We start from the raw sequence: 18,498 nt of genomic DNA on the forward strand, positions 1-18,498 counted from the left end.
CTTCCGGGCCGGGGTGGTCCGGAGCTCCAGGAAGGGAGGTCTTTCCCATGGAAAAACCCGCTTTGAGGATCCCTCTCGAGGACATCCCCCCTGAGGGCTTACGACTGGAGTTCGAGGAGGGGCCGGAACTCCTTGCGGACTGTTTTCCCCTGAAAAAGCCTCTTTCGGCCCGGGTCTTCTTGAAAAAAGAGGGAATCAATGTTAAAGCCAAAGGCCGGGTGGAAACCCGGGTGGAACTTTCCTGTGATCGGTGTCTGGAGCGCTTTGAGATGGAGGTGCGGGAGGAGTTCGAGGTGGAGTTCAGGCCGGTGGCCAGCCTACCCCTTCAGGAGGAAACCAGGCTCAGTGCGGAGGACCTGGAGGTGATCTTCTTTGAGGGAAATGTGATTCCGGTGGACGAGCTGGTGCGGGAGCAGGTGATCCTGGCCGTACCCTACAAAAAGCTCTGTCGGGAGGATTGTCGGGGGCTGTGTCCCCGCTGTGGCAAGAACCTAAACGAAGGGGCCTGCGGATGCGCGGTGCACCGGGAAAGCCCCTTCGCGGTGCTGAAGAATCTATTGAAGAAGACTTCACAGGCAGGAGGTAGGTAAGATGGCGGTTCCCAAGAGAAAGACCTCGCGTTCGCGCCGCGGAATGCGCCGGGCGCACAAACACCTTACCGCTCCCAGCATTTCGGTGTGCCCCCGGTGCAAGGCTCCCAAGCTTCCCCATCGGATCTGTCCCAGCTGCGGGACTTATCGGGGAAAGGAGTTCCTGCCCTCCGAAGAGGTTTGACGGTGAGCCCGGCCCGGGGTTGAGAGGGTGATCAGGATCGCTCTAGATGTGATGGGGGGCGACCACGCCCCCCGGGAGATCCTGGCCGGAGCCCACCGGGCCCTCCGGGAGAGCCGGGATCTCTTCGTGTACCTGGTGGGCACGGAGGAGGCCCTTTCCGCCTTCCCCGACCACGAACGGGTGGAGAAGGTACCCGCCCCGGAATGGGTGGAAATGGACGAGACCCCCAGCGAAGCCCTGCGGAGGAAACCCCGTTCTTCCATCCGCCGGGCCTTTGAGCTGGTAAAAGAGGGACGGGCCGGGGCGGTGGTGAGCGCGGGAAACTCGGGAGTAACCTACGCCTGTGCCCTTTTCCTTCTGGGAAGACTGCCCGGGGTGTCCCGTCCGGCCATCGCCACGGTGCTTCCCACGCTGAAGAATCCCGCGGTGCTGATCGACGCCGGCGCCAATGTGGACTGCAAGCCCAACCATCTCCTCCAGTTCGCCATCATGGGGGCGCTCTTTTCGGAGAAGATCCTGGGGCTCAGGGCTCCCCGGGTGGGGCTTCTTTCCATAGGGGAGGAGGGGGGCAAGGGGAACTTCCTGGTAAAGAGAGCGCACAGTCTCCTTGAGGAAAGTTCCCTCAACTACATAGGGAATGTGGAGGGGCGGCACATCTATTCCGGTGAGGCCGAGGTCATCGTGTGTGACGGATTCGTGGGGAACATCTGCCTCAAGGTCTCGGAGGGGGTGGCCGAGGCCCTTGCCGAAATGCTCAGGCGGGAAGTGAGGCGCGACCCTCTGGCCGTGCTGGGATTCGGTCTGGCCCGGAGGGCGCTCAACCGATTCCGGCGCCGAACGGACTGGCGGGAATACGGGGGGGCGCCGCTTCTCGGGGTGAACGGCGTGGTCATTATCGGACACGGTCGGTCCGACGCCCGGGCCGTCCGCAACGCCATCTTCACGGCCAGGCGCTTCGTGGAAATGGGTCTGGTGGAGAAGTTAAAGGAAGCCCTGGATCGTCGGAAACATCCCTCGGACCTTCAGGCCATCTCATGAGGAAAGCCGGAGCCTTTATTCTGGGAACCGGGCGGGCGCTGCCCTCGAGAGTGCTCACCAATCAGGATCTGGAAAGGATGGTGGACACCTCGGACGAATGGATCACGCAGCGCACCGGCATCAAGGAAAGGCGCATCGTGGGGGAAGGGGAATCCAACAGTCGGCTGGCCACCACCGCCGCCCGCAGGGCCCTCTCCCGGGCCGGGGTCTCCCCGGAGGACCTGGACCTCATCATCGTGGCCACCCTCACCCCGGACTACCTCATGCCCTCGGTGGCGGTGCTGGTGCAGCAGGCTCTGGGAGCCAGACGCGCCGGGGCCTTCGATCTCTCGGCCACCTGTTCGGGTTTTCTCTACGCCCTTTCCATAGCCGACAAGTTCGTGCGGGAGGACCCGAAACGCAAGATCCTGGTCATCGGAAGCGAGGTCCTTTCCCACAAGACCAACTGGGAGGACCGGACCACCTGCGTCCTTTTTGGGGACGGGGCCGGGGCCGCGGTGGTCACGGGATCCCCGGACGGTGAAAGAGGGGTGCTTTCCACCCACCTCCACGCCGACGGCTCCCTGTGGCACCTCCTCACCCTCAAGGGGTGCGGTTCCCTGTATCCCCCGTGTGATCCCCGCATCCCCCGCGAGGACTACTTCATCCGCATGCAGGGACGGGAGGTCTTCAAACAGGCCGTGCGGGCCATGGAAGCCGTGGCCATGGAGGCCCTTGAGACCGCCGGGGTGGCCCCCGGGGAACTGGACCTTCTCATCCCTCATCAGGCCAACATCCGCATAATAGAATACCTCCGGGAACGGCTGGAACTTCCGCCGGAAAAGGTCTTCGTAAACATACACCGCTACGGCAACACTTCAGCGGCCAGCATCCCCATCGCTCTCGACGAGGCCCTGGAGGAGGGGCGACTTAAAGAAGGCGATCTCGTCCTCATGGTCTCGTTCGGGGGGGGCTTCACCTGGGCCTCCGTGCTGATGCGGTGGTAAGTTTCAGTCTCTGAATCTCTTCCGGACTAAGTTTCCGGAATTCTCCCGGGCGCAGGTGGCCGAGTTCCAGAGGACCGAAGCGCACCCTTTTCAGGCCGATCACCTCAAACCCCAGGGCCCGAAACATGCGTTTTATTTGATGATGCCGGCCCTCGAAGAGGGTTATTTCGAGAAGAGTGTCCTCCTCGCCTCTTTCCAGGATCCGGGCCCGGGCCGGAAGGGTCCTCCGGCCGTCCAGGACGAACCCCTCCTCAAAGGCGCGAAGCTTCTCCTCCGGAAACTCACCTCTTACCCGGACCCGGTAGACCCGGGGAACGCGATACCTGGGGTGAAGGAGCCTGTGGGCCAGTTCCCCGTCGTCGGTTACGAGGAGGAGCCCTTCGGCATCCCGATCGAGTCGGCCCACCGGGAAAAGCCTTTCGGCCCGGGGCACATCCCGGAAAAACTCCATTACCGTGGGATGAGGATCACGGGTGGAGGTCACATAGCCCCGGGGCTTGTAAAGGAGAAAGTACCGGGGTCCCTGAGGAGTGGGTACCGGTTCTCCGTCCAGGGTCACCTCCTCGCCGGGCCGGACCCGATAGGCGGGATCCCGCACCCGCCTTCCGTTTACGGTCACACGGCCCTTAAGGATCAGCTTTTTCACCTCCCTGCGGGAGCCCAGCCCGGCTTCGGCGAGGAAACGATCCAGGCGCATCACCGGTAAATTCCCGCCGCAGCGATGGAGACGAGAGAACCCGGACCGAAGGGCACCGCCTCCTGGTGATATATTTCCCCCCGCAGATCCAGACCGGAAAGCATCCGGGCCGTAAAGAGGAGAACGCTCAGTCCACAGATCTTGAAGGGGAGACTTTGCCGGGCTTCGAGGAAAAACCGCGGGTAATCCCCGGAAAACAGGGCCTCAAGGAGGGCTCGATCCCGGCGGAGGGCCTCGCGGCCTTCCCTTTCGCCCGCCGGGAAGGGATCACCGTACCGGAGGCCCAGATGGGCAAAGTCTATGCCCAGCACCAGACAGGTGCGTTCGTCCAGGAGTTTCCGAAGGGCGGAAAGCCATTCCCGGTAAAGAGGTTCCGCCTCAAAGGGGTCCCTTCCCTCGGAGAGGTAACCCTCCACCGGTCCGAAAAGGATGGGCACCACCCTGAAGTCCGCGAAACGATACCTCAGAAACAGGGCCTGGAATTCCAGCGAGTGTTCGTTTCGGTGAGAGAAGTGGTCGGGGAAGGGGCGGGAGACCCTCCGGCACAGGAAGTCCACCGCCTCCCGGTCCACCGGCACGACCCCGAGGGGGGTGTCCATGTCCTTGGTGAGCACCGAGAGGGGATGGGACAGGTGATGACCGGTTCCGAAAAGAAGCACCCGGGCTCCCCGGGGAAGAGAAAGAGCCCGGTAGGCCGCGGCGAAGCCCCGGGCCCCAGAGGAGAGGTCGAGGTGCGGGGCCACCAGCACCCGGGGGGCCTGCCGGGGCGAAGGGACCTCGCGGGCCAGGATCCCCTCCAGAAACTTCCTGAGAGCCTCCGGTTCGGCGGGATAGGAACGGCCGGCGCAGGCGGGGGGACGAACGGAGGCGTTGCGCCAGGAAGCCTCCGCGGCCTCCCGGAGACGCTCGAAGGTCTCCCCCTCCAGGAAACCGCAGGCCTCCAGTCTCTCCACCAGGGAAACGACCTCCTCGAGCATGACCAGGCGTCCCAGAGTGCGGGTAGCGGCGGCCTGAAGGTCCCGCAGGTCGTGCCGACCGTCCATCAGAGAGAGAAGGGGAGCCAGCACCCGGGGAACCACCAGGAATTCCTCGCTGTAGCCCAGGGGATCGCGGAGAATGAGGGAGGGTCGCCCCTCCCATTCCACCGGAACCACATCCAGAGGCCGCAGGCAGGGGGTAAAGTCCGGTCTCATTCCATCCCGCCGAAGTCCGTCGGCCCGAGCTCCCGTACGGCCTCCTTCACCCGGGAAAGGGCGTCGTAATACTCGTCCTCTATGGTGCGCACCCGTACTCCGTAGGCCCGCTGTACGGCCTTGCGCACGATCTCTCCCTTGAGCAGCGCATTGGTCCAGCCCAGTTCGGCGTACTTGGCGTTCACCTCCTGGTTCAGGTCAACCAGGGCCTGAGCCCGGCGGCGCCGCTCCTCGGCGGCCTCCGAAAGGGGTTCCTCAAGGAAACGGTCGATCTTCGCCAGCAGGCTCTCGTAGAAACTGGCCGGGAACCGATTTTCCATTTCCTCCAGCACGAAACCGAAGGTGAGAAACTGGGGTTCCTTGAAGTAGGTGAAGAGATCGGCCTCAATGGTCTCGGGATTTTCCCGCAGGAACTCCTGAAAGAGCCGGTAGGCCTGCCGGGACTTTTCCTTCACATTCGGGGGTTTTTCGGTGTTGAACTCCAGGATGCTGAGGTAGAGCTCCTCCGGAGCCACCACCGCCACCACCTCTCTGGCTCCCAGATCCCGCAGGGCCTCCAGACGGTGCTGACCGTCCACCACATAGTAAGCCCCCTCGTGGGGACACACGATTATGGGGGTGATGAATCCCAGCTTCTCGATGGCGAGCTCCAGGTGCTTCTTCAGGCCCTCGGAAATGTCTCTCTGGAAGGGGGGAACCTTTACCTCGTCTATTTCGAACACCGCAAGCCTCAGAGGTTGCCTTTTCACCGGATCCTCAAAACGGGCCAGCTCCCGCATGGCCACCCCTCCCTCTAAATGGTCCGGTCCACGATGAGCCCCCGGTAAAACCTCTCTGGTTCGGTAAAATGTCGGTAATACCCCTGGGGGCTTTTTCCCCACAGGACGAATTCCGGAGGCGTCCCCGCCGCCCCGGCACCCGCTCTTCGGATGCCCTGCGGGGGCCCCTTATAAGGGGTAAACATTCCATCCCGGAAGTAAAGGGGGGAGGAAAGAGCCATGTTGAGGATCTTCAAAAACCCGTTCATGGGATTAAAGTTTTGGGAGGTCCTGCCGATATTAAATAATAGAAGAGGTGCGGGTGCAAGAGGACCATGAGCATAAACTTTCCTGATCTGAAAGAGGTTATTAAAATATACGAGAGGAAAGGGTTAAAGAGTCCTCTTTTGCGCAAAAAGGAGGTTGAGCGCTCGGAGGATCGGGTGAGCATTTCGGAGGAAGCGCGTCGGAAGCTTGCCGAAATTCAATCCCGGGAAGGAGAATAGCCATGAAGGTAAAAGATGTACTTCCCTACCTGCAGACCCCGGCCAGGGGGGTGGAGCGTTCCGGGAAGGGGCCGCGGCCGGAGCGGGTTCCGTCCGGTCGTCCGGAAAACACCGTCACCGAAGCGGGCGACAGGGTGGAATTGCGGTCGCGGCGGATGGTAGAGGAGGCCCGCAACCGGGCCCAGGAGATACCCGAGGTGCGGGAGGAGAAGGTGGAGGCCCTCCGGCGGCAAATAGAAAGCGGGGCCTATCGGGTGGCCCCGGAGAAGGTGGCCCGGGCCATGCTCGCCGACCTTCTCCGGGACATTTACTGATTAATCCTTGACCTCCTCGCCCAGGTTGGCCTGAGCCTCCCGGGGGCTGTACTCCTCGAGGGGTTTCACCACGAAGAGGAGCTGCCCCTCCACCACGCTTTCGTTCACCTTCACGCAGATCTCCTCGATCACGCAGTCGAAGGGCGCATAGACCGGGGTCTCCATCTTCATGGCCTCGAGGTTGGCGATCTCCTCGCCCTTGTGATAGATGTCGCCCACCTTGAGTTCGCCCCGCTTGGGGTTACCCAGACGCCACACATTCCCCTTGATGGGGGAGCCGATCTCGTTCGGACCCTTGGCCATGCGCACCTCTTTCTTCTTCACGCGCGGAGTGGCCACCTCGAAGACCCGGGTCTTGTTGTTGATCTTCACCACCACATGCACGACCCCGTCGTGCTCCGCTCCCACCGAGACCAGCTCGATGGTGTAGGGCTTGCCCTGAAAGGTGAACTCCACTTTATCCCCGGGTTTGCGCAGGCCGTAGCGAAAGACCGGCGTGGGCAGTACATAGGAAGCCTCGCCGTACTTTTCGAAGAACTCGAAAAACCCCAGGGCGTCCTTGGGGTGCATGAGATAGATGATGAACTCCTCCTCCGTGGGTTCCCGGCCCAGCTTTTCCTTGAGTTCGGCAAAGGCCTTATCCAGATCGAGCTCCGGCACGGTCTCAAGCGGACTCTCCTCCGTGCGCTCGGAGAGTTTCTCCTGCCACTGATCCCCGAAAGCACTCCGATAGACCCACTCGTCCGGCCAACCCGCAGGCAACCGCCCGTACTTTCCCAGGATGAGGTTCTTGAAGTCCCCGGGGGCGGTCTTAAAGAGCTCGAGGAGTTCCTCTTTCTCCTCCTCGCTCATGGCTTCGAAGTCACCGTTCTTCTCCTCCACGAAACGCCGCAGGAGGTCCAGGATGTGACGCACCCCGGCCTCGCCGTGTTCCTTGGCGTAGCGGTTGACTATACCCGAACAGGTCACCCAGGTGATCTGCGAGCCGGGCGTAACATCGAAATACTTCACGATGCGGTTGTAGTAGGACATGAGCTCGAGGATGTAGGGCATGAGGTGCAGAAAGCCGTTCTTCTCCGCCTGTTCGAAGGAGGAGGGAAAGGCTCCGCCGGGCATACGGTGCTTGACCACCGTGTAGTCGAAGCCCTTGAAGGGAGACTCCGCCCAGTCGTAGTAATTGATCCAGTCCCGCACCTTCTGGACCGCCAGTTCCGCAAGCCGGGGGTTGAGGTTCACCCTGAAGCCGGCCTCGGTGAGATAGGCGTAGGCCGAGAGCATGGGAGGCTGGCCGTAGAACCGACAGAGGGAATCCTCCTCCACATCTATGATCTTCACCCCGGCCTCCACCGCGGCGAGATAGGCCGGAAGGGCCAGGCCGTCGGTGGCGTGCCGGTGATAGTGGATCACCAGATCCGGATACTTGTCCTTGATGGCCGAGACCAGGCTGCGGATGCGCTCGGGGCTGCCCACCCCGGCCATGTCCTTGATGCAGAGGATGATCTCGTCGGTTCCCCCGCACAGGGCCACGATCTCGTCCACCACCCGGAGGTAGTAGGCGTTGTCGGCCCACTCGGCGTCGGTGAAGGAGATGGCCGGCTCGAAGAGCTTGCCCCGTTTCATCACCACTTCGGCCACCGTGCGCATGTTCCGGATGTCGTTAAGAAACGAGAAACAGCGCCAGAGGTCGATGTCCACCCGCGAGACCACATACTCGATGACATTCCGGGGATAGGGCCGATAGCCCCAGAGGTTGGTCTCCCGGATCAGGGTCTGGAGCATGACATTGGGCATGAGACGGCGGTAGGTGCGCAGCTCCTCGAAGGGGCTCTCCCGCCGGTTCATGATCCCCACATGCCACCGGGCCCCGCCGTGACACTCCGCACTGAAAAGTCCCATCTCGTTGTAAATGGGGCACAGGGTCTTGAGGTCGATCAGGCGGTGTCGATTCTTGTAGTCGGACTGGCCGGCGTCGCGAAGAGAAGTGGAAGTAAAGAAGACGCGATCGCTTTCCCTCAAAATTTTTACGATTTCGGCGGGTTTCATGCCGGGTTTTATGCGAATGAGATCCATGGGGCCCTCCTTTTCCGTTGATAGATGAAACCGGGCGTGATATTCTCGTCATATGTGGGAAAAAGTAGGAGATTACCTCCTGAAGGTAAGCCTTGTACTCCTGGCCACCCTGGTGCTGCAACCTCTTTTAAAACCGAGCTCGCGTCTGCTGGCCCTCTCCGGGGCACTGCTTTACCTTTTGACGGTAGGGGTAGGTTTCGTGGCCTTAAAAAAAGGGATGATGGAGGAAGAAGATGTTTAGCCTGTGGATGGCTTATGCGGCGGCCCTGGGGGGCATACTCATAGCCCTCTACTTCGGTTTTCGTACCGAACGGGAGAGGAAAAAGGCTCGCCTGTCTCATAATTGATCCCTTACATCCAGCTTTGCGGGCCCAGGGCCGAGATCTCGGCCACATACCGGGCGATCTTCAATACCTCCTCGTCGGGATCCGTTTCCTTGAAGGCGGAAACAAGTTCCTCCAGATGATGTTCGATGAAACGGGTGGAAAATTCACCGGCCCGGAACTTCGGATGCCGGATGATGCTTATGAGGAGGGGGGCAATGGTCTTCACCCCTTCCACGCGCAGACCCCGGGAAAGGGCCCGATCCATGACCCGGATGGCCTGGTCGCGATCGGCCCCGGCGCTCATGATGAGCATGAACATGGAATCGTAGTAGGGGGGGATCTCCGCCCCCTCGTAAACCCCGCTGGAGATACGGATGTTGGGGCCGTCGGGGATCTGGAGCCGGGTGATGGTGCCGAACGAAGGAGCGAAGGTCCGGGGATCCTCGGCGGTGAGACGACACTCGATGGCCCAGCGGTTGCTCTGGATGTCCCTCTGGTGGAAGGGAAGGGGTCGGCCCTCGGCGATCTGGATCATGAGGTCCACGATGTCGAGCCCCGTGGCCAGCTCCGTAACCCCGTGTTCCACCTGGAGGCGGGTGTTCACCTCCAGGAAGTAGAACTTTCGGGTGGCGGCGTCCAGGAGGAATTCCACCGTGCCGGCCGAGTCGTAACCGATCTCCCGCATGAGGCGCACGGCGGTGAAACAGATCTCCTGGCGCAGGTCGTCGTCGAGGGAAGGGGCCGGCGTTTCTTCGATGATCTTCTGGTTGCGCCGCTGAATGGTGCACTCCCGCTCGAAGAGGTGCACGATGTGACCGTGTTTATCACCAACGATCTGTACCTCGATGTGACGGCCGCGTTCGATGTACTTTTCGGCTATGAGACTCGAGTCTCCGAAGGCCTTGTAGGCCTCGGACTGGGCGTGGGAGAACTTCTGCGGGAGCTCCTCCGCGCTTTCCACCTTGACCATGCCCTTTCCGCCCCCGCCCAGGGCGGCCTTGAGCATGATGGGAAAGTCGATGCGCTCCCGTTCCATCCAGGAAAGAATCTCCTCTGGACTTTTGGGGTCCTCGATGCCCGGAATGGTGGGCACATTGGCCCGTTTGGCCACCTCCTTGGCCGCCTTCTTGTCCCCCATCAGGGCGATGATCTCCGGGTTGGGACCGATCCAGATCAATCCGGCCTCGATGACCCTCCGGGCGAATTCGGCGTTTTCGGCCAGAAACCCCCAGCCCGGATGCACCGCATCCGCCCCGGTGGAAAGGGCCGCCTCAATCACTCGATCCATGTTCAGGTAGGACTTGAGGGGAGGCCCCTCCCCGATGTGCACGGCCTCGTCGGCCATGAACACATGGAGACTCAGACGATCCGGCGTGCTGTAAACCGCCACCGTGGGAATCTTGAGGTCCCTGCAGGTCTGCATGATCCGAACCGCCGGGACTCCGCGGTTGGCCACCAGGATCTTCCTGATCTTCCTTTCCATGGAGCGAACTCCTTGCCGGGAGATTTGAGGCTCCTTAACATGTTTTCCCCGCCTTCTCAAGATGCCCCGAAGGATTTACATTTTTGGCTTATAGTATTGCCTGAGAATCGAAGCCCCGATCCCTAAAGAAAGGGGAAACCATGAAGAGGAGTCGGTTTTTATGGATTTCCTTTGACTGCTACGGAACCCTTATCGACTGGGAAAAGGGTATCCTCAATACCTTAAAACCCCTTCTTAAAAGGTCGGCTCTTAAGGTGGATCCCTTAAAAGTTCTGAGACTTTACGGGGAACTGGAAAGCCACTTCGAAAAAAACTACCGTCCCTACCGGGAGGTGTTGAAACTCGTTCTGCGGGCTCTGGCGGAAAGATTGGGCTTTGAGTTGAGACCCTCCGAGGAATACCTTCTGGCTGAGACTCTCCCGAACTGGCGTCCTTTCCCGGAGGTTAACGAAACTCTTCTTTCCTTAAAGGACCGGGGAGTAAAACTGGCCCTCATCTCCAATACCGACCGGGATCTTCTGTCCGAAACCATGAGACTCTTCTCCGTGGCCTTTGATCTGGTGGTGATCGCGGAGGAGGTCCGAACTTACAAACCCGATCCCGAAATTTTCGAGTTAATGCTTCGCAGGATGGGGGCACCCCGGTCGCAGATCCTTCATGTGGGGCAGAGTCTCTTCCACGACATAGTGCCGGCCCGGAGGCTGGGACTCACTACCTGCTGGGTCAAACGCCCGGGGAGGGACCCCTACGGGGCCACGCTCCCGGTTGAGGCCGAGCCGGATTTCGTAATCTCTGATCTTTCTGGACTTCTCACTCTCCTATCTTCGGGATGAGACCGTTTCTTCGGGCGTATTCGTACTGGCGGTAAAGAAACCAGATCCCGAAGGCGAGATAGACGACATTGAGACCCGCCGCCCAGAGGAGGTGTTTGGCCGGAAAGGTCCCCCGGGTGACGACCTCCCGCATCCCCTCAAAGACATGGGCCGAGGGAGTGAACCAGGCCCACTTCTGAAGGAAGTCCGGAAGCACCTCCAGGGGATAGAAAACCGCCGAAAGCGGTAGAAAAACGAAGATAAGGGCCCAGGCCAGGATCTCGGCCTCCTGGCCGAAGCGGAAAATGAGGCCCATGGTCACGAAACCGATACTCCATCCCAGGGCGAGAAGACTCAGGACGAAGGGAACGAGGCTCAGGCCCAGTCTGAAGAGATTGAAGCCGTAGAAAAGTCCGGCCAGCCCGCTCATGATCCCGAAGGCGAGACTCACCTTAATCAGGCTTACCAGGACGAGTCCGAGCACATATTCGGCCAGCGAGAGGGGAGCTACCATGACATTGAGAAGGTTCCGCGACCAGATGTCCTCCAGAAAGGAGACCGAGACCGCCAGCTGGGAACGGTAGAGGAGGTGCCAGAGGATAAGGGCCCCGAGGAAAAAGGAGACGAACCGGGGAGGCTGAAAGGAACCCCGCTCCAGGTAAAGGGTAAGGAATCCCCAGAGCAGGATGTCCATGGTGGGCCAGTAAAAGAGGTCCAGGATCCGGCTGAAACTTCGCCGGTAGAGGAATGCCTGGCGCGCTACCACTCCGAGAATACGCCTGAAACTAACCATGAGGATCCTCTTTCCGGTGAAGGGCTTTAAAGAAGACCTCCTCGAGATCCCGGCCCCCGAACCTGCGACAGAGATCCTCGGGGGAGCCCTCGGTGAGAATCTGGCCCTCGTTGAGAAGGATAACTCGATCCGAAAGGTCTTCCATCTCGCGAAGGTTGTGAGAGGTGAAGATGACCGAAAGTCCCCGTTTTCGCTGATATTCCCGGATAAGGCGGCGCACCTTTTCCGCCATTTCCGGATCGAGTCCGGCGGTGGGTTCGTCGAGGAGAAGGACCTCCGGATCGTTTATCAGGGCCTTGGCCAGACAGAGGCGCATCATCTGTCCCGAAGAAAGGTGACGGGTCTTCTGATCCCGCATTTCCCAGAGATCCAGAAGCCTGAGCAGTTGCTCGGCCCGGGTCCTTATTCCCGGGACCCCGTAGAGCAGACCGTAAACCAGGAGATTTTCAAAGACCGTGAGGGAAAGAGGGAGCCCCACATAATTTGAGGCGAAGTTGATGCGGGAGAGGATGTGCGTCCGGTGTTTCTCCAGCTCGAGGCCGAAAAATCGGATCTCCCCCTCCGTGGGAGTCACCAGGCCGAGGAGGCAGTTGAGGAGCGTGGTCTTTCCGGCTCCGTTCGGGCCGATAATTCCCAGGAACTCTCCCCGCCTCAGGCGGAAACTCAGGCCCGAAAGGGCCCGCTTTTCCGCAAATTCCTTGGAGAGACCTTTGACCTCGAGGACCACCTCCATGACCTTCCGGGAAGATAAGGAATGTATCGAACGATGCAAGATTTCCGGTTCGTCACCGATCCCACGGAAACGGAAATTTTTTAGTCCTTCTCAAAGTGGCGCGGAAGACTTACAATTTGGAGTTGATGGGAAAGGATCATTTCCTGGTCTTCACGCTGCAGGCCCTGGTGAGTTTTCTCGCCATCATGAATCCCGTGGGCAACACTCCCATTTTTCTTTCCCTCGTGGACGAATTTCCCGAGGAGGAGAGGATCAAGATCGCCCGCACCGCCACCCTCTGGGCCTTCTTCATCGTCACGATATTTACCCTGGGAGGCAACTTCATCTTTCGTCTATTCGGGATCACCCTTCCGGCCTTTCGGATAGCCGGAGGAATTCTGGTCTTCATGATTGCCTATCATCTGGTACGGGCCAAACGATCTCATCAGCATCATCCCACGGAGGAAGAGGCCGAGTCCGCGGAGGACATAGCGGTGACCCCCCTGGCCACGCCCATTCTGGCCGGGCCGGGGACCATCACCACCGCCCTTTCCCTGGTGGGGAGACAGACGGACCTCGTTCGAATCTTCACGATCATCGGTATTTTCGGACTGGTGTGCCTGGCCACCTACCTCTGTTTCGTTTACGGAGAAATCCTCACCAAGCGTCTGCGCCCTTACTGGATCGGGGTGATGACCCGTCTCATGGGGCTCATCCTGGCGGTGGTGGCGGTGCAGATGGTCCTGGAAGGGTTAACCGAGGTGGTCTCCCAGATAATCGTAAAAGGAGGAGGTTAAAGCATGAGCGAAAAGAAGGTCCTTTTCAAAAGCGAGGAACCCAGAACGCGGGAGGAGGTGGCGACCTTTTTCCGGGAGCTGGCCGACCGCGTAGCTTCCGGCACGGTAACCTTAAAGAGAGATTCGCAGGAGACCACCCTGACTCTCCCGGAAAATCTGATTCTTGAAATCAAGGCCGAAACCAAGACCAAACCGGGAAAGACCAAGTATGCACTGGAAGTGGAGATCGAGTGGCGCGAGGGGGAAAAAGAGGGGGCCTGAGCCCCCTCTCGAATTCAGTACTCCCACACTCCCCGGAGGGTGAAGACCCAGAAGCCGTCGTCGCGAAGACCGGCCGGGTTCCAGGTGTACTGAAGGTCCGGGGTCAGGGCCAGATGCTCCGCCGCCTTCAGACGATAATAGACCTCCAGGTGCCACTCGTCCCGGGCCTCGTGCCGGTGCATGTGCGGATCAAACCCCAGCCGCGCCGCATATACCCCCTTCGCCTCCCAGTAGTCCTCGTAATCGTCCGAAATCCCGAACCAGGCCACACCAAGCCCCAGCTCGTCCCCCTCGCGTCCCCATAACCTTCCGGAAACCGATATTCCTGCGCTCGCCGCCTGCTCAAACCCGTAGGAAAAGTCCAGATCCGTAAGATCCCCGTTCCAGTAGCCCGCAAGATCTCCACCCCGCCATCCGTAGCGCAAAAACACCCCCACGCCCTCGGCCACCTCCTGATCAAAGGACAACCCGAATCCCCAGGCCGCCTTGTCGTTTTCCGGGCTCCGGGCCCCACCGGAGGCAAAATAGTCCTCAAGCTCGTCCCACTCGAGGTGCTTCTCCCCCTGATACCACACATAGAACCGATAATTTCCCGGCCGACCCAGAAATTCAGTGCTTACCGCAAGCTGCCCCACCAGAAAGGGATAGTCAAAGAGGTTGTCCCAGCTCGAATCCGCGTCCTCGTAGCCCAGGGTAAGGGCCCACCTCTCCGTCTCGTAACTGGCCACCATCCCGAAGCTGTAGGAGGCCCACTCCACCGCGGCGTTGTTCACGAAGACCGGACTCATGAACTGCCCGTTCTCGTCGTTGGCGTAGGCGTTCTGGTCCACCTCCGTGGTGATGTCGATCTTCCCGAACCGGAACCTGAACCTCCCGCTCCCGAAGGCCCACTCCCTCTCGTACCAGGCCTCGCTCACCCGCACATCCCCGTCCTCGGTCTCCACCGGCACCATGGAAAGGGCCTCGTCCACGATCCCCGAAAACGACGGCACCTCGGAGTCCGGATTCTTACCCGAGCCCATCTCAAGGAGCACATAGGCCCTATCCCTTTCCGAAAATTCCGCGGAAAGCTCCAGATCCACCGCCGCGGCCCCGTAGGCCTTGTCCTCGTCGGTTATGACCGGCCCTATGTTCCCGGCCGGCTCCCGTCCGCCGTGGGCGTGAAGGTTGGCCGCCTCCCTGTCCACGCCCACCACCCCCTGCACCAGACCGGCCACCGAAAGCCCCACCTCCACCCTCTCGTACCAGGGTCTCTCGGCCCCGGTGGCCGCGGTCTCCGCCACCGGACTGCGCTCCCTCTCGTAGGCCGCAAGCCTGCGCTCAAGCTCCGAGACCCGCTCGGCAAGCCTCCGGTTCTCCTCCATCACCTGCCGGAGCATCCTCTTCAGCTCCTCCACCTCCGGATCCGCGGCCAGGGCCGCCCCTAAACTCAGCACCACCCAGAAAAGAATCCCCAGCAAAACCACTCTCCTCATAAAAACCCCCTTCCGGAAATTTTGTGTCACATTTTATAAATAAGTGTTACTCAGTCAAGGGACTCTCCGCCTACCAGGAGGAGGGTAAAGTAGGGTGGGGTTGAGGTGAGGAGATCCCGGGGGTCGGCGTAAACCTTTTCCTCCGGGAAGCCGCAGAAGGAAACGGCCCGGGTCTCGTCCAGGCGTCCCAGGTCTTCGATTATCCGGAGCACCTCCCCGGCCCGGCGATAAACCTTGTAGAGGGCGAAGGCGGGGAACTCCGTGGCCAATTTCCTGAGGGTAGCTTCCTCGGCCAGGGCGCTGGCGATGGCAAAGGCCCCCTCTCCTTCGGCCAGCAGGATCCTGAGGCGCGCCGCCGCCGCCTGAGCCGCGGTGATGCCCGGCACCATCTCTATCTCCGCCTCGGGGAGAATCTCCCTGACCCTGCGGGCCAGATGACCGAAGGTGGAAAAAAGGGCCGGATCCCCCATGGTGAGAAAAACCACCGGTTCCCGGCAGGAAAGGACCTCCGCCACACGACGGGCGTTTGTCTCCCAGGCCTCCTCCAGGAGACGACGCTCGCGGGTCATGGGAAAGGAAAGACGCTCCACCGGCACCCCTTTCTTCAGATGAGCCTCCGCCACCCGGAGGGCCAGCGAATGGTCGTTCCGGCTGGAGGAAGCCACGAAGACATGGGCCGCTTCCCCGAGCACTCTCACCGCTTTGAGGGTCAGGAGTTCGGGATCCCCCGGCCCCACCCCCACCCCGTAAAGCCTCGGGCGCATCCCCTCCCTCCCTCAGTACTTCTCCAGGATCTCCAGAGAACGCTTGATCTGGCGCACGAAAAACTCCTGCACCTCGGGATACATGCCCAGGCCCTTGTAGTAGGTTTTACCGTTCACCCTGGTGGTCACACACTCGGCCACCTTTCCGGCCTCCTCCACCACCTCGCGCCAGCTCTTCTCCTCTCCCTCGCCGCGACCCATGATGTCGTGCATGATGTGATCGCCGGCTACGAACATGAAGGGAATGAAGCGGACCCGTTTCCCGGGATACTTTACGGCTTCCCGGAGGACGCTCTCGGCATCAGGCACCCCCTCCACGGTGCCCACCAGCACATTGGACCAGTGATGACGCACCAGCCAGTCCAGCCCCAGATAGGTGATGTTGGCCCCGTTTATGGTCACATCCGTGCCGTGGGCCACCAGAATGTTCACCCCCTCCCCCGGGGGCAGGAACTCCCTGGAGAGCGCCTCCAGCACCTCCCTCACATATTCCCAGCGAAATAGAAGGGGCTCTCCCACTACGATCCGGAGATCGGGAAAACGATCGCAGATCTCCACCACATTTTCGTATTCCAGACCGGGGAAGATGTGGAGCGGTTGCACCACCACCCGCCGGTAGCCCTCGGCATGAAGTGCCGCCAGAACCTCCTGAAGACTGTGGAGTCTTCTATCGAGGCCCCGTTTGGCATAAATTCGATTCATCTTTTCCCGGATGACCTCCGAGGTAAAGGCCCACCGGATTTCGTAGCCGGGAAGTTCCCGCCGGACCCGTTTTTCCAGGAGATCAAAGGTGACCTGCGCCTTGGTGGAGGTTCCGAAGGCACACAGCACGATGGCCGGTTTCTCCCGGAGCTTCTGATGCCGGATCTGGGTGTAGGATATGGCCCCGGCCCGAATTGAGCTCACCATAGACATGAGAAAACACACCCCCATACCCAGTATCAACCAGAGGTTTTTCATAATAGCACCCCCTTTTTTGATTTTTCAGGGGGGCACGCGAGGAGGGACCGCTTCGTCGGCGGTCGGGTCGGAGTCCTCGCCGTACCCCGCCGCTCCTGCGGCCCCGGGCCGGTCTCCCGGCTTCCGGATCGTCCTACTCGCCGCGCCTTCCCGGGCGACCTACGGACCCTCCGGGCCCGTGGCCCACCCAGTGGCCTGTCACGGCCGGAGGCTTGCCCTCCGACCGCCCACCCGGAAACCCTCGGGGCCTTCGCCCCTTGAGCGCCCGGGCGAGGAGGCCGGGTAGCCGGCCTCCCAGCGGCTTTCGTCCCCGGTCACGGTTGCGGGCCAGCGCCGGATTCTCACCGGCTTCCCGTTTACCCCCGAGCCTTCCAGGCCCGAGGCACCCGGGACTCGACACCAAACTATCTTATTCAGTCCGCAATTGTCAACCTAAAATGTTCGTTTTAGTGCTTGAACACCCTCTGACCGGTAAAGACCATGGCCACCGGAGGATCGGCCTCATTACAGGCCTCGATGGACTCCCAGTCCCTTAGCGAACCCCCGGGCTGAATGATGGCCGAGATGCCCTCTCTTATGGCCACATCCACCGCGTCCCGAAAGGGGAAAAAGGCGTCGGAGACCATCACCGAGCCGGGAAGCCCCGCCCGAGCGGCCCTGGTCTCCTCGTCGATTTCTATCTTCTGGCTCTCCGGACGCTCTCCTCTGCGGATCTCCAATTCCAGTTGCTTGTAGGAAATTCCGTAGCGATCGTAACACAATAGATCGGCGTACTTGGTATAGGCCTTGAAAATAGCGATCTCGGTAACCCCCACCCGATCCTGTTCCCCGGTTCCGATGGCCACAGTGCACCGGTCCTTCACGAAGAGCACGGAGTTGGAGGTTACCCCCATTTCCACCGCCCAGCCGAAGATCATGTCCTCGATCTCGCGTTTGGTGGGTTCGCGTTTGCAGCGCACCTCAGTCCCGTCGGGCTTCGTGGCCAATGCGGGCCTGAGGTCCTCCGGTCCTCTGACCCTGTTGATCTGGGATTGCTGGATGATGATGCCCCCGTCCATGAGACTCTTGAACTCCACCACCGGAAGTCCCCAGTACTCCTCGAGACGATCCATGCGCTTTATCCGGATGATGCGCAGGTTGGGCCGTTTTTTCAGGATCTCCACCGCACCCTCTTCGTACTCCGGAGCGGCCACCACCTCGAAGTATTGCTCGCTTATGGCCTCGGCGCAGGCCTTGTCCACCGGACGGTTAAGGGCTATGGCCCCGCCGAAGGCCGCGATTCGATCCGCCCGAAAGGCCCGCACAAAGGCCTCAGCAATGCTATCCCCGTAAGCCACCCCGCAGGGATTATTGTGCTTCACGATCACGCAACAGGGATGACGGCTCAAATAACGCAACACATTGAGGGCATTGTCCACATCGGTAAGGTTGGTCTTGCTGGGGTGTTTCCCGAACTGCAGCATGTCCTCCTCGCGGAGGCTCGAGACCAGCCCCCGTCCCGGAGAGATGAACTCGCACTCCCCCAGCACCAGGTTTCCGTTTACCAGCTCGTAGAGAGCGGCCTCCTGGTCGGGGTTTTCTCCGTAGCGCAGACCCCGTTCCTCCACCACTCCCGGTTCCACCTCGATCTTCCAGGTCCTCTTCCGATAGACCAGCGTCTGATCGCCAAAGGTGATCCGGATCTCCGGAGGAAAATGATCTCCCCTGATGGTGCGATACATCTTCTTGAGATCTTCAGACACGACCGCACCCCCTCTCTGGTTTTTTGTCAAGGATAGC

The 18,498-nt window shown here is 60.6% G+C and carries 21 protein-coding genes and 1 riboswitch; of the genes, 9 read left to right on the plus strand and 12 right to left on the minus strand.

The window, feature by feature from the left end:
• The first annotated feature begins 47 nt into the window (after positions 1–47).
• The 4 genes from K3767_RS01335 to K3767_RS01350 are packed head-to-tail and all read left to right on the plus strand — an operon-like array spanning position 48 to position 2,798.
• Positions 48–590, plus strand: a complete 543-nt coding sequence (locus K3767_RS01335; protein WP_221171767.1) for a DUF177 domain-containing protein — start codon at positions 48–50, stop codon at positions 588–590.
• Position 591: 1 nt separating this feature from the next.
• Complete coding sequence (gene rpmF, locus K3767_RS01340) at positions 592–774, plus strand: 50S ribosomal protein L32 (protein ID WP_221171768.1); 183 nt, start codon at positions 592–594, stop codon at positions 772–774.
• 30 nt (positions 775–804) lie between these two features.
• Positions 805–1,812, plus strand: a complete 1,008-nt coding sequence (gene plsX, locus K3767_RS01345) for a phosphate acyltransferase PlsX (RefSeq protein WP_370630435.1) — start codon at positions 805–807, stop codon at positions 1,810–1,812.
• On the plus strand, positions 1,809–2,798 hold the full coding sequence (locus K3767_RS01350; protein ID WP_221171770.1) for a beta-ketoacyl-ACP synthase III: 990 nt from the start codon (positions 1,809–1,811) through the stop codon (positions 2,796–2,798). The genes plsX and K3767_RS01350 overlap by 4 nt, the downstream gene beginning before the upstream one ends.
• On the opposite strand, the gene K3767_RS01355 is transcribed toward K3767_RS01350, so the two are convergent.
• The 4 genes from K3767_RS01355 to K3767_RS01370 are packed head-to-tail and all read right to left on the minus strand — an operon-like array spanning position 2,767 to position 5,715.
• Entirely contained in the window at positions 2,767–3,495 is a 729-nt protein-coding gene (locus K3767_RS01355) for a pseudouridine synthase (protein ID WP_255592233.1), read from the minus strand. The two genes, K3767_RS01350 and K3767_RS01355, sit on opposite strands and share 32 nt — an antisense overlap.
• The gene (gene amrB / locus K3767_RS01360; protein ID WP_221171772.1) at positions 3,495–4,688 is read right to left on the minus strand and encodes an AmmeMemoRadiSam system protein B; all 1,194 of its coding nucleotides are present in this window, start codon (positions 4,686–4,688) and stop codon (positions 3,495–3,497) included. Before amrB ends, K3767_RS01355 begins: the two co-directional genes overlap by 1 nt.
• Complete coding sequence (locus tag K3767_RS01365) at positions 4,685–5,467, minus strand: ParB/RepB/Spo0J family partition protein (RefSeq protein WP_221171773.1); 783 nt, start codon at positions 5,465–5,467, stop codon at positions 4,685–4,687. Before K3767_RS01365 ends, amrB begins: the two co-directional genes overlap by 4 nt.
• A gap of 14 nt (positions 5,468–5,481) precedes the next feature.
• Positions 5,482–5,715 (minus strand): hypothetical protein, encoded by a 234-nt coding sequence (locus tag K3767_RS01370; RefSeq protein WP_221171774.1) that lies wholly within the window; start codon positions 5,713–5,715, stop codon positions 5,482–5,484.
• A 239-nt stretch (positions 5,716–5,954) separates the two neighbouring features.
• Between K3767_RS01370 and flgM the strand changes: the two genes are divergently transcribed.
• Entirely contained in the window at positions 5,955–6,266 is a 312-nt protein-coding gene (gene flgM / locus K3767_RS01375) for a flagellar biosynthesis anti-sigma factor FlgM (protein ID WP_221171775.1), read from the plus strand.
• On the opposite strand, the gene K3767_RS01380 is transcribed toward flgM, so the two are convergent.
• Complete coding sequence (locus K3767_RS01380) at positions 6,267–8,336, minus strand: biotin/lipoyl-containing protein (protein WP_221171776.1); 2,070 nt, start codon at positions 8,334–8,336, stop codon at positions 6,267–6,269. It lies immediately after the preceding gene.
• A 52-nt stretch (positions 8,337–8,388) separates the two neighbouring features.
• On the opposite strand from K3767_RS01380, the gene K3767_RS01385 reads away from it, so the two are divergent.
• Positions 8,389–8,577 carry a hypothetical protein gene (locus K3767_RS01385; protein WP_221171777.1) on the plus strand — a complete coding sequence of 63 codons (189 nt, stop codon included), beginning with the start codon at positions 8,389–8,391 and terminating at the stop codon, positions 8,575–8,577.
• 110 nt (positions 8,578–8,687) lie between these two features.
• On the opposite strand, the gene K3767_RS01390 is transcribed toward K3767_RS01385, so the two are convergent.
• The gene (locus tag K3767_RS01390) at positions 8,688–10,145 is read right to left on the minus strand and encodes an acetyl/propionyl/methylcrotonyl-CoA carboxylase subunit alpha (protein WP_221171778.1); all 1,458 of its coding nucleotides are present in this window, start codon (positions 10,143–10,145) and stop codon (positions 8,688–8,690) included.
• Positions 10,146–10,285: 140 nt separating this feature from the next.
• On the opposite strand from K3767_RS01390, the gene K3767_RS01395 reads away from it, so the two are divergent.
• Positions 10,286–10,978 (plus strand): haloacid dehalogenase type II, encoded by a 693-nt coding sequence (locus K3767_RS01395; protein ID WP_221171779.1) that lies wholly within the window; start codon positions 10,286–10,288, stop codon positions 10,976–10,978.
• Here the strand turns inward: K3767_RS01395 and K3767_RS01400 are convergent.
• Positions 10,956–11,750 carry an ABC transporter permease gene (locus K3767_RS01400; protein ID WP_221171780.1) on the minus strand — a complete coding sequence of 265 codons (795 nt, stop codon included), beginning with the start codon at positions 11,748–11,750 and terminating at the stop codon, positions 10,956–10,958. The genes K3767_RS01395 and K3767_RS01400 overlap by 23 nt on opposite strands.
• Entirely contained in the window at positions 11,743–12,483 is a 741-nt protein-coding gene (locus K3767_RS01405) for an ABC transporter ATP-binding protein (RefSeq protein ID WP_221171781.1), read from the minus strand. Before K3767_RS01405 ends, K3767_RS01400 begins: the two co-directional genes overlap by 8 nt.
• Before the next feature lie 125 nt (positions 12,484–12,608).
• Between K3767_RS01405 and K3767_RS01410 the strand changes: the two genes are divergently transcribed.
• The gene (locus tag K3767_RS01410) at positions 12,609–13,259 is read left to right on the plus strand and encodes a MarC family protein (RefSeq protein ID WP_221171782.1); all 651 of its coding nucleotides are present in this window, start codon (positions 12,609–12,611) and stop codon (positions 13,257–13,259) included.
• A gap of 3 nt (positions 13,260–13,262) precedes the next feature.
• Positions 13,263–13,520 (plus strand): amphi-Trp domain-containing protein, encoded by a 258-nt coding sequence (locus tag K3767_RS01415; protein ID WP_221171783.1) that lies wholly within the window; start codon positions 13,263–13,265, stop codon positions 13,518–13,520.
• A 14-nt stretch (positions 13,521–13,534) separates the two neighbouring features.
• On the opposite strand, the gene K3767_RS01420 is transcribed toward K3767_RS01415, so the two are convergent.
• From K3767_RS01420 to K3767_RS01435, 4 genes are all read right to left on the minus strand, one after another.
• On the minus strand, positions 13,535–14,995 hold the full coding sequence (locus K3767_RS01420) for a carbohydrate porin (RefSeq protein ID WP_221171784.1): 1,461 nt from the start codon (positions 14,993–14,995) through the stop codon (positions 13,535–13,537).
• Positions 14,996–15,045: 50 nt separating this feature from the next.
• The gene (cobI, locus tag K3767_RS01425) at positions 15,046–15,759 is read right to left on the minus strand and encodes a precorrin-2 C(20)-methyltransferase (RefSeq protein ID WP_221171785.1); all 714 of its coding nucleotides are present in this window, start codon (positions 15,757–15,759) and stop codon (positions 15,046–15,048) included.
• A gap of 12 nt (positions 15,760–15,771) precedes the next feature.
• Positions 15,772–16,719 (minus strand): sirohydrochlorin cobaltochelatase, encoded by a 948-nt coding sequence (locus K3767_RS01430; RefSeq protein WP_221171786.1) that lies wholly within the window; start codon positions 16,717–16,719, stop codon positions 15,772–15,774.
• Positions 16,720–16,807: 88 nt separating this feature from the next.
• Positions 16,808–17,124, minus strand: a riboswitch (cobalamin riboswitch).
• A gap of 41 nt (positions 17,125–17,165) precedes the next feature.
• Entirely contained in the window at positions 17,166–18,461 is a 1,296-nt protein-coding gene (locus K3767_RS01435; RefSeq protein ID WP_221171787.1) for an IMP cyclohydrolase, read from the minus strand.
• Positions 18,462–18,498 lie beyond the last annotated feature (37 nt).

Origin of the sequence: Thermosulfurimonas sp. F29, from assembly GCF_019688735.1 — a bacterium.
GTDB lineage: Bacteria > Desulfobacterota > Thermodesulfobacteria > Thermodesulfobacteriales > Thermodesulfobacteriaceae > Thermosulfurimonas_A.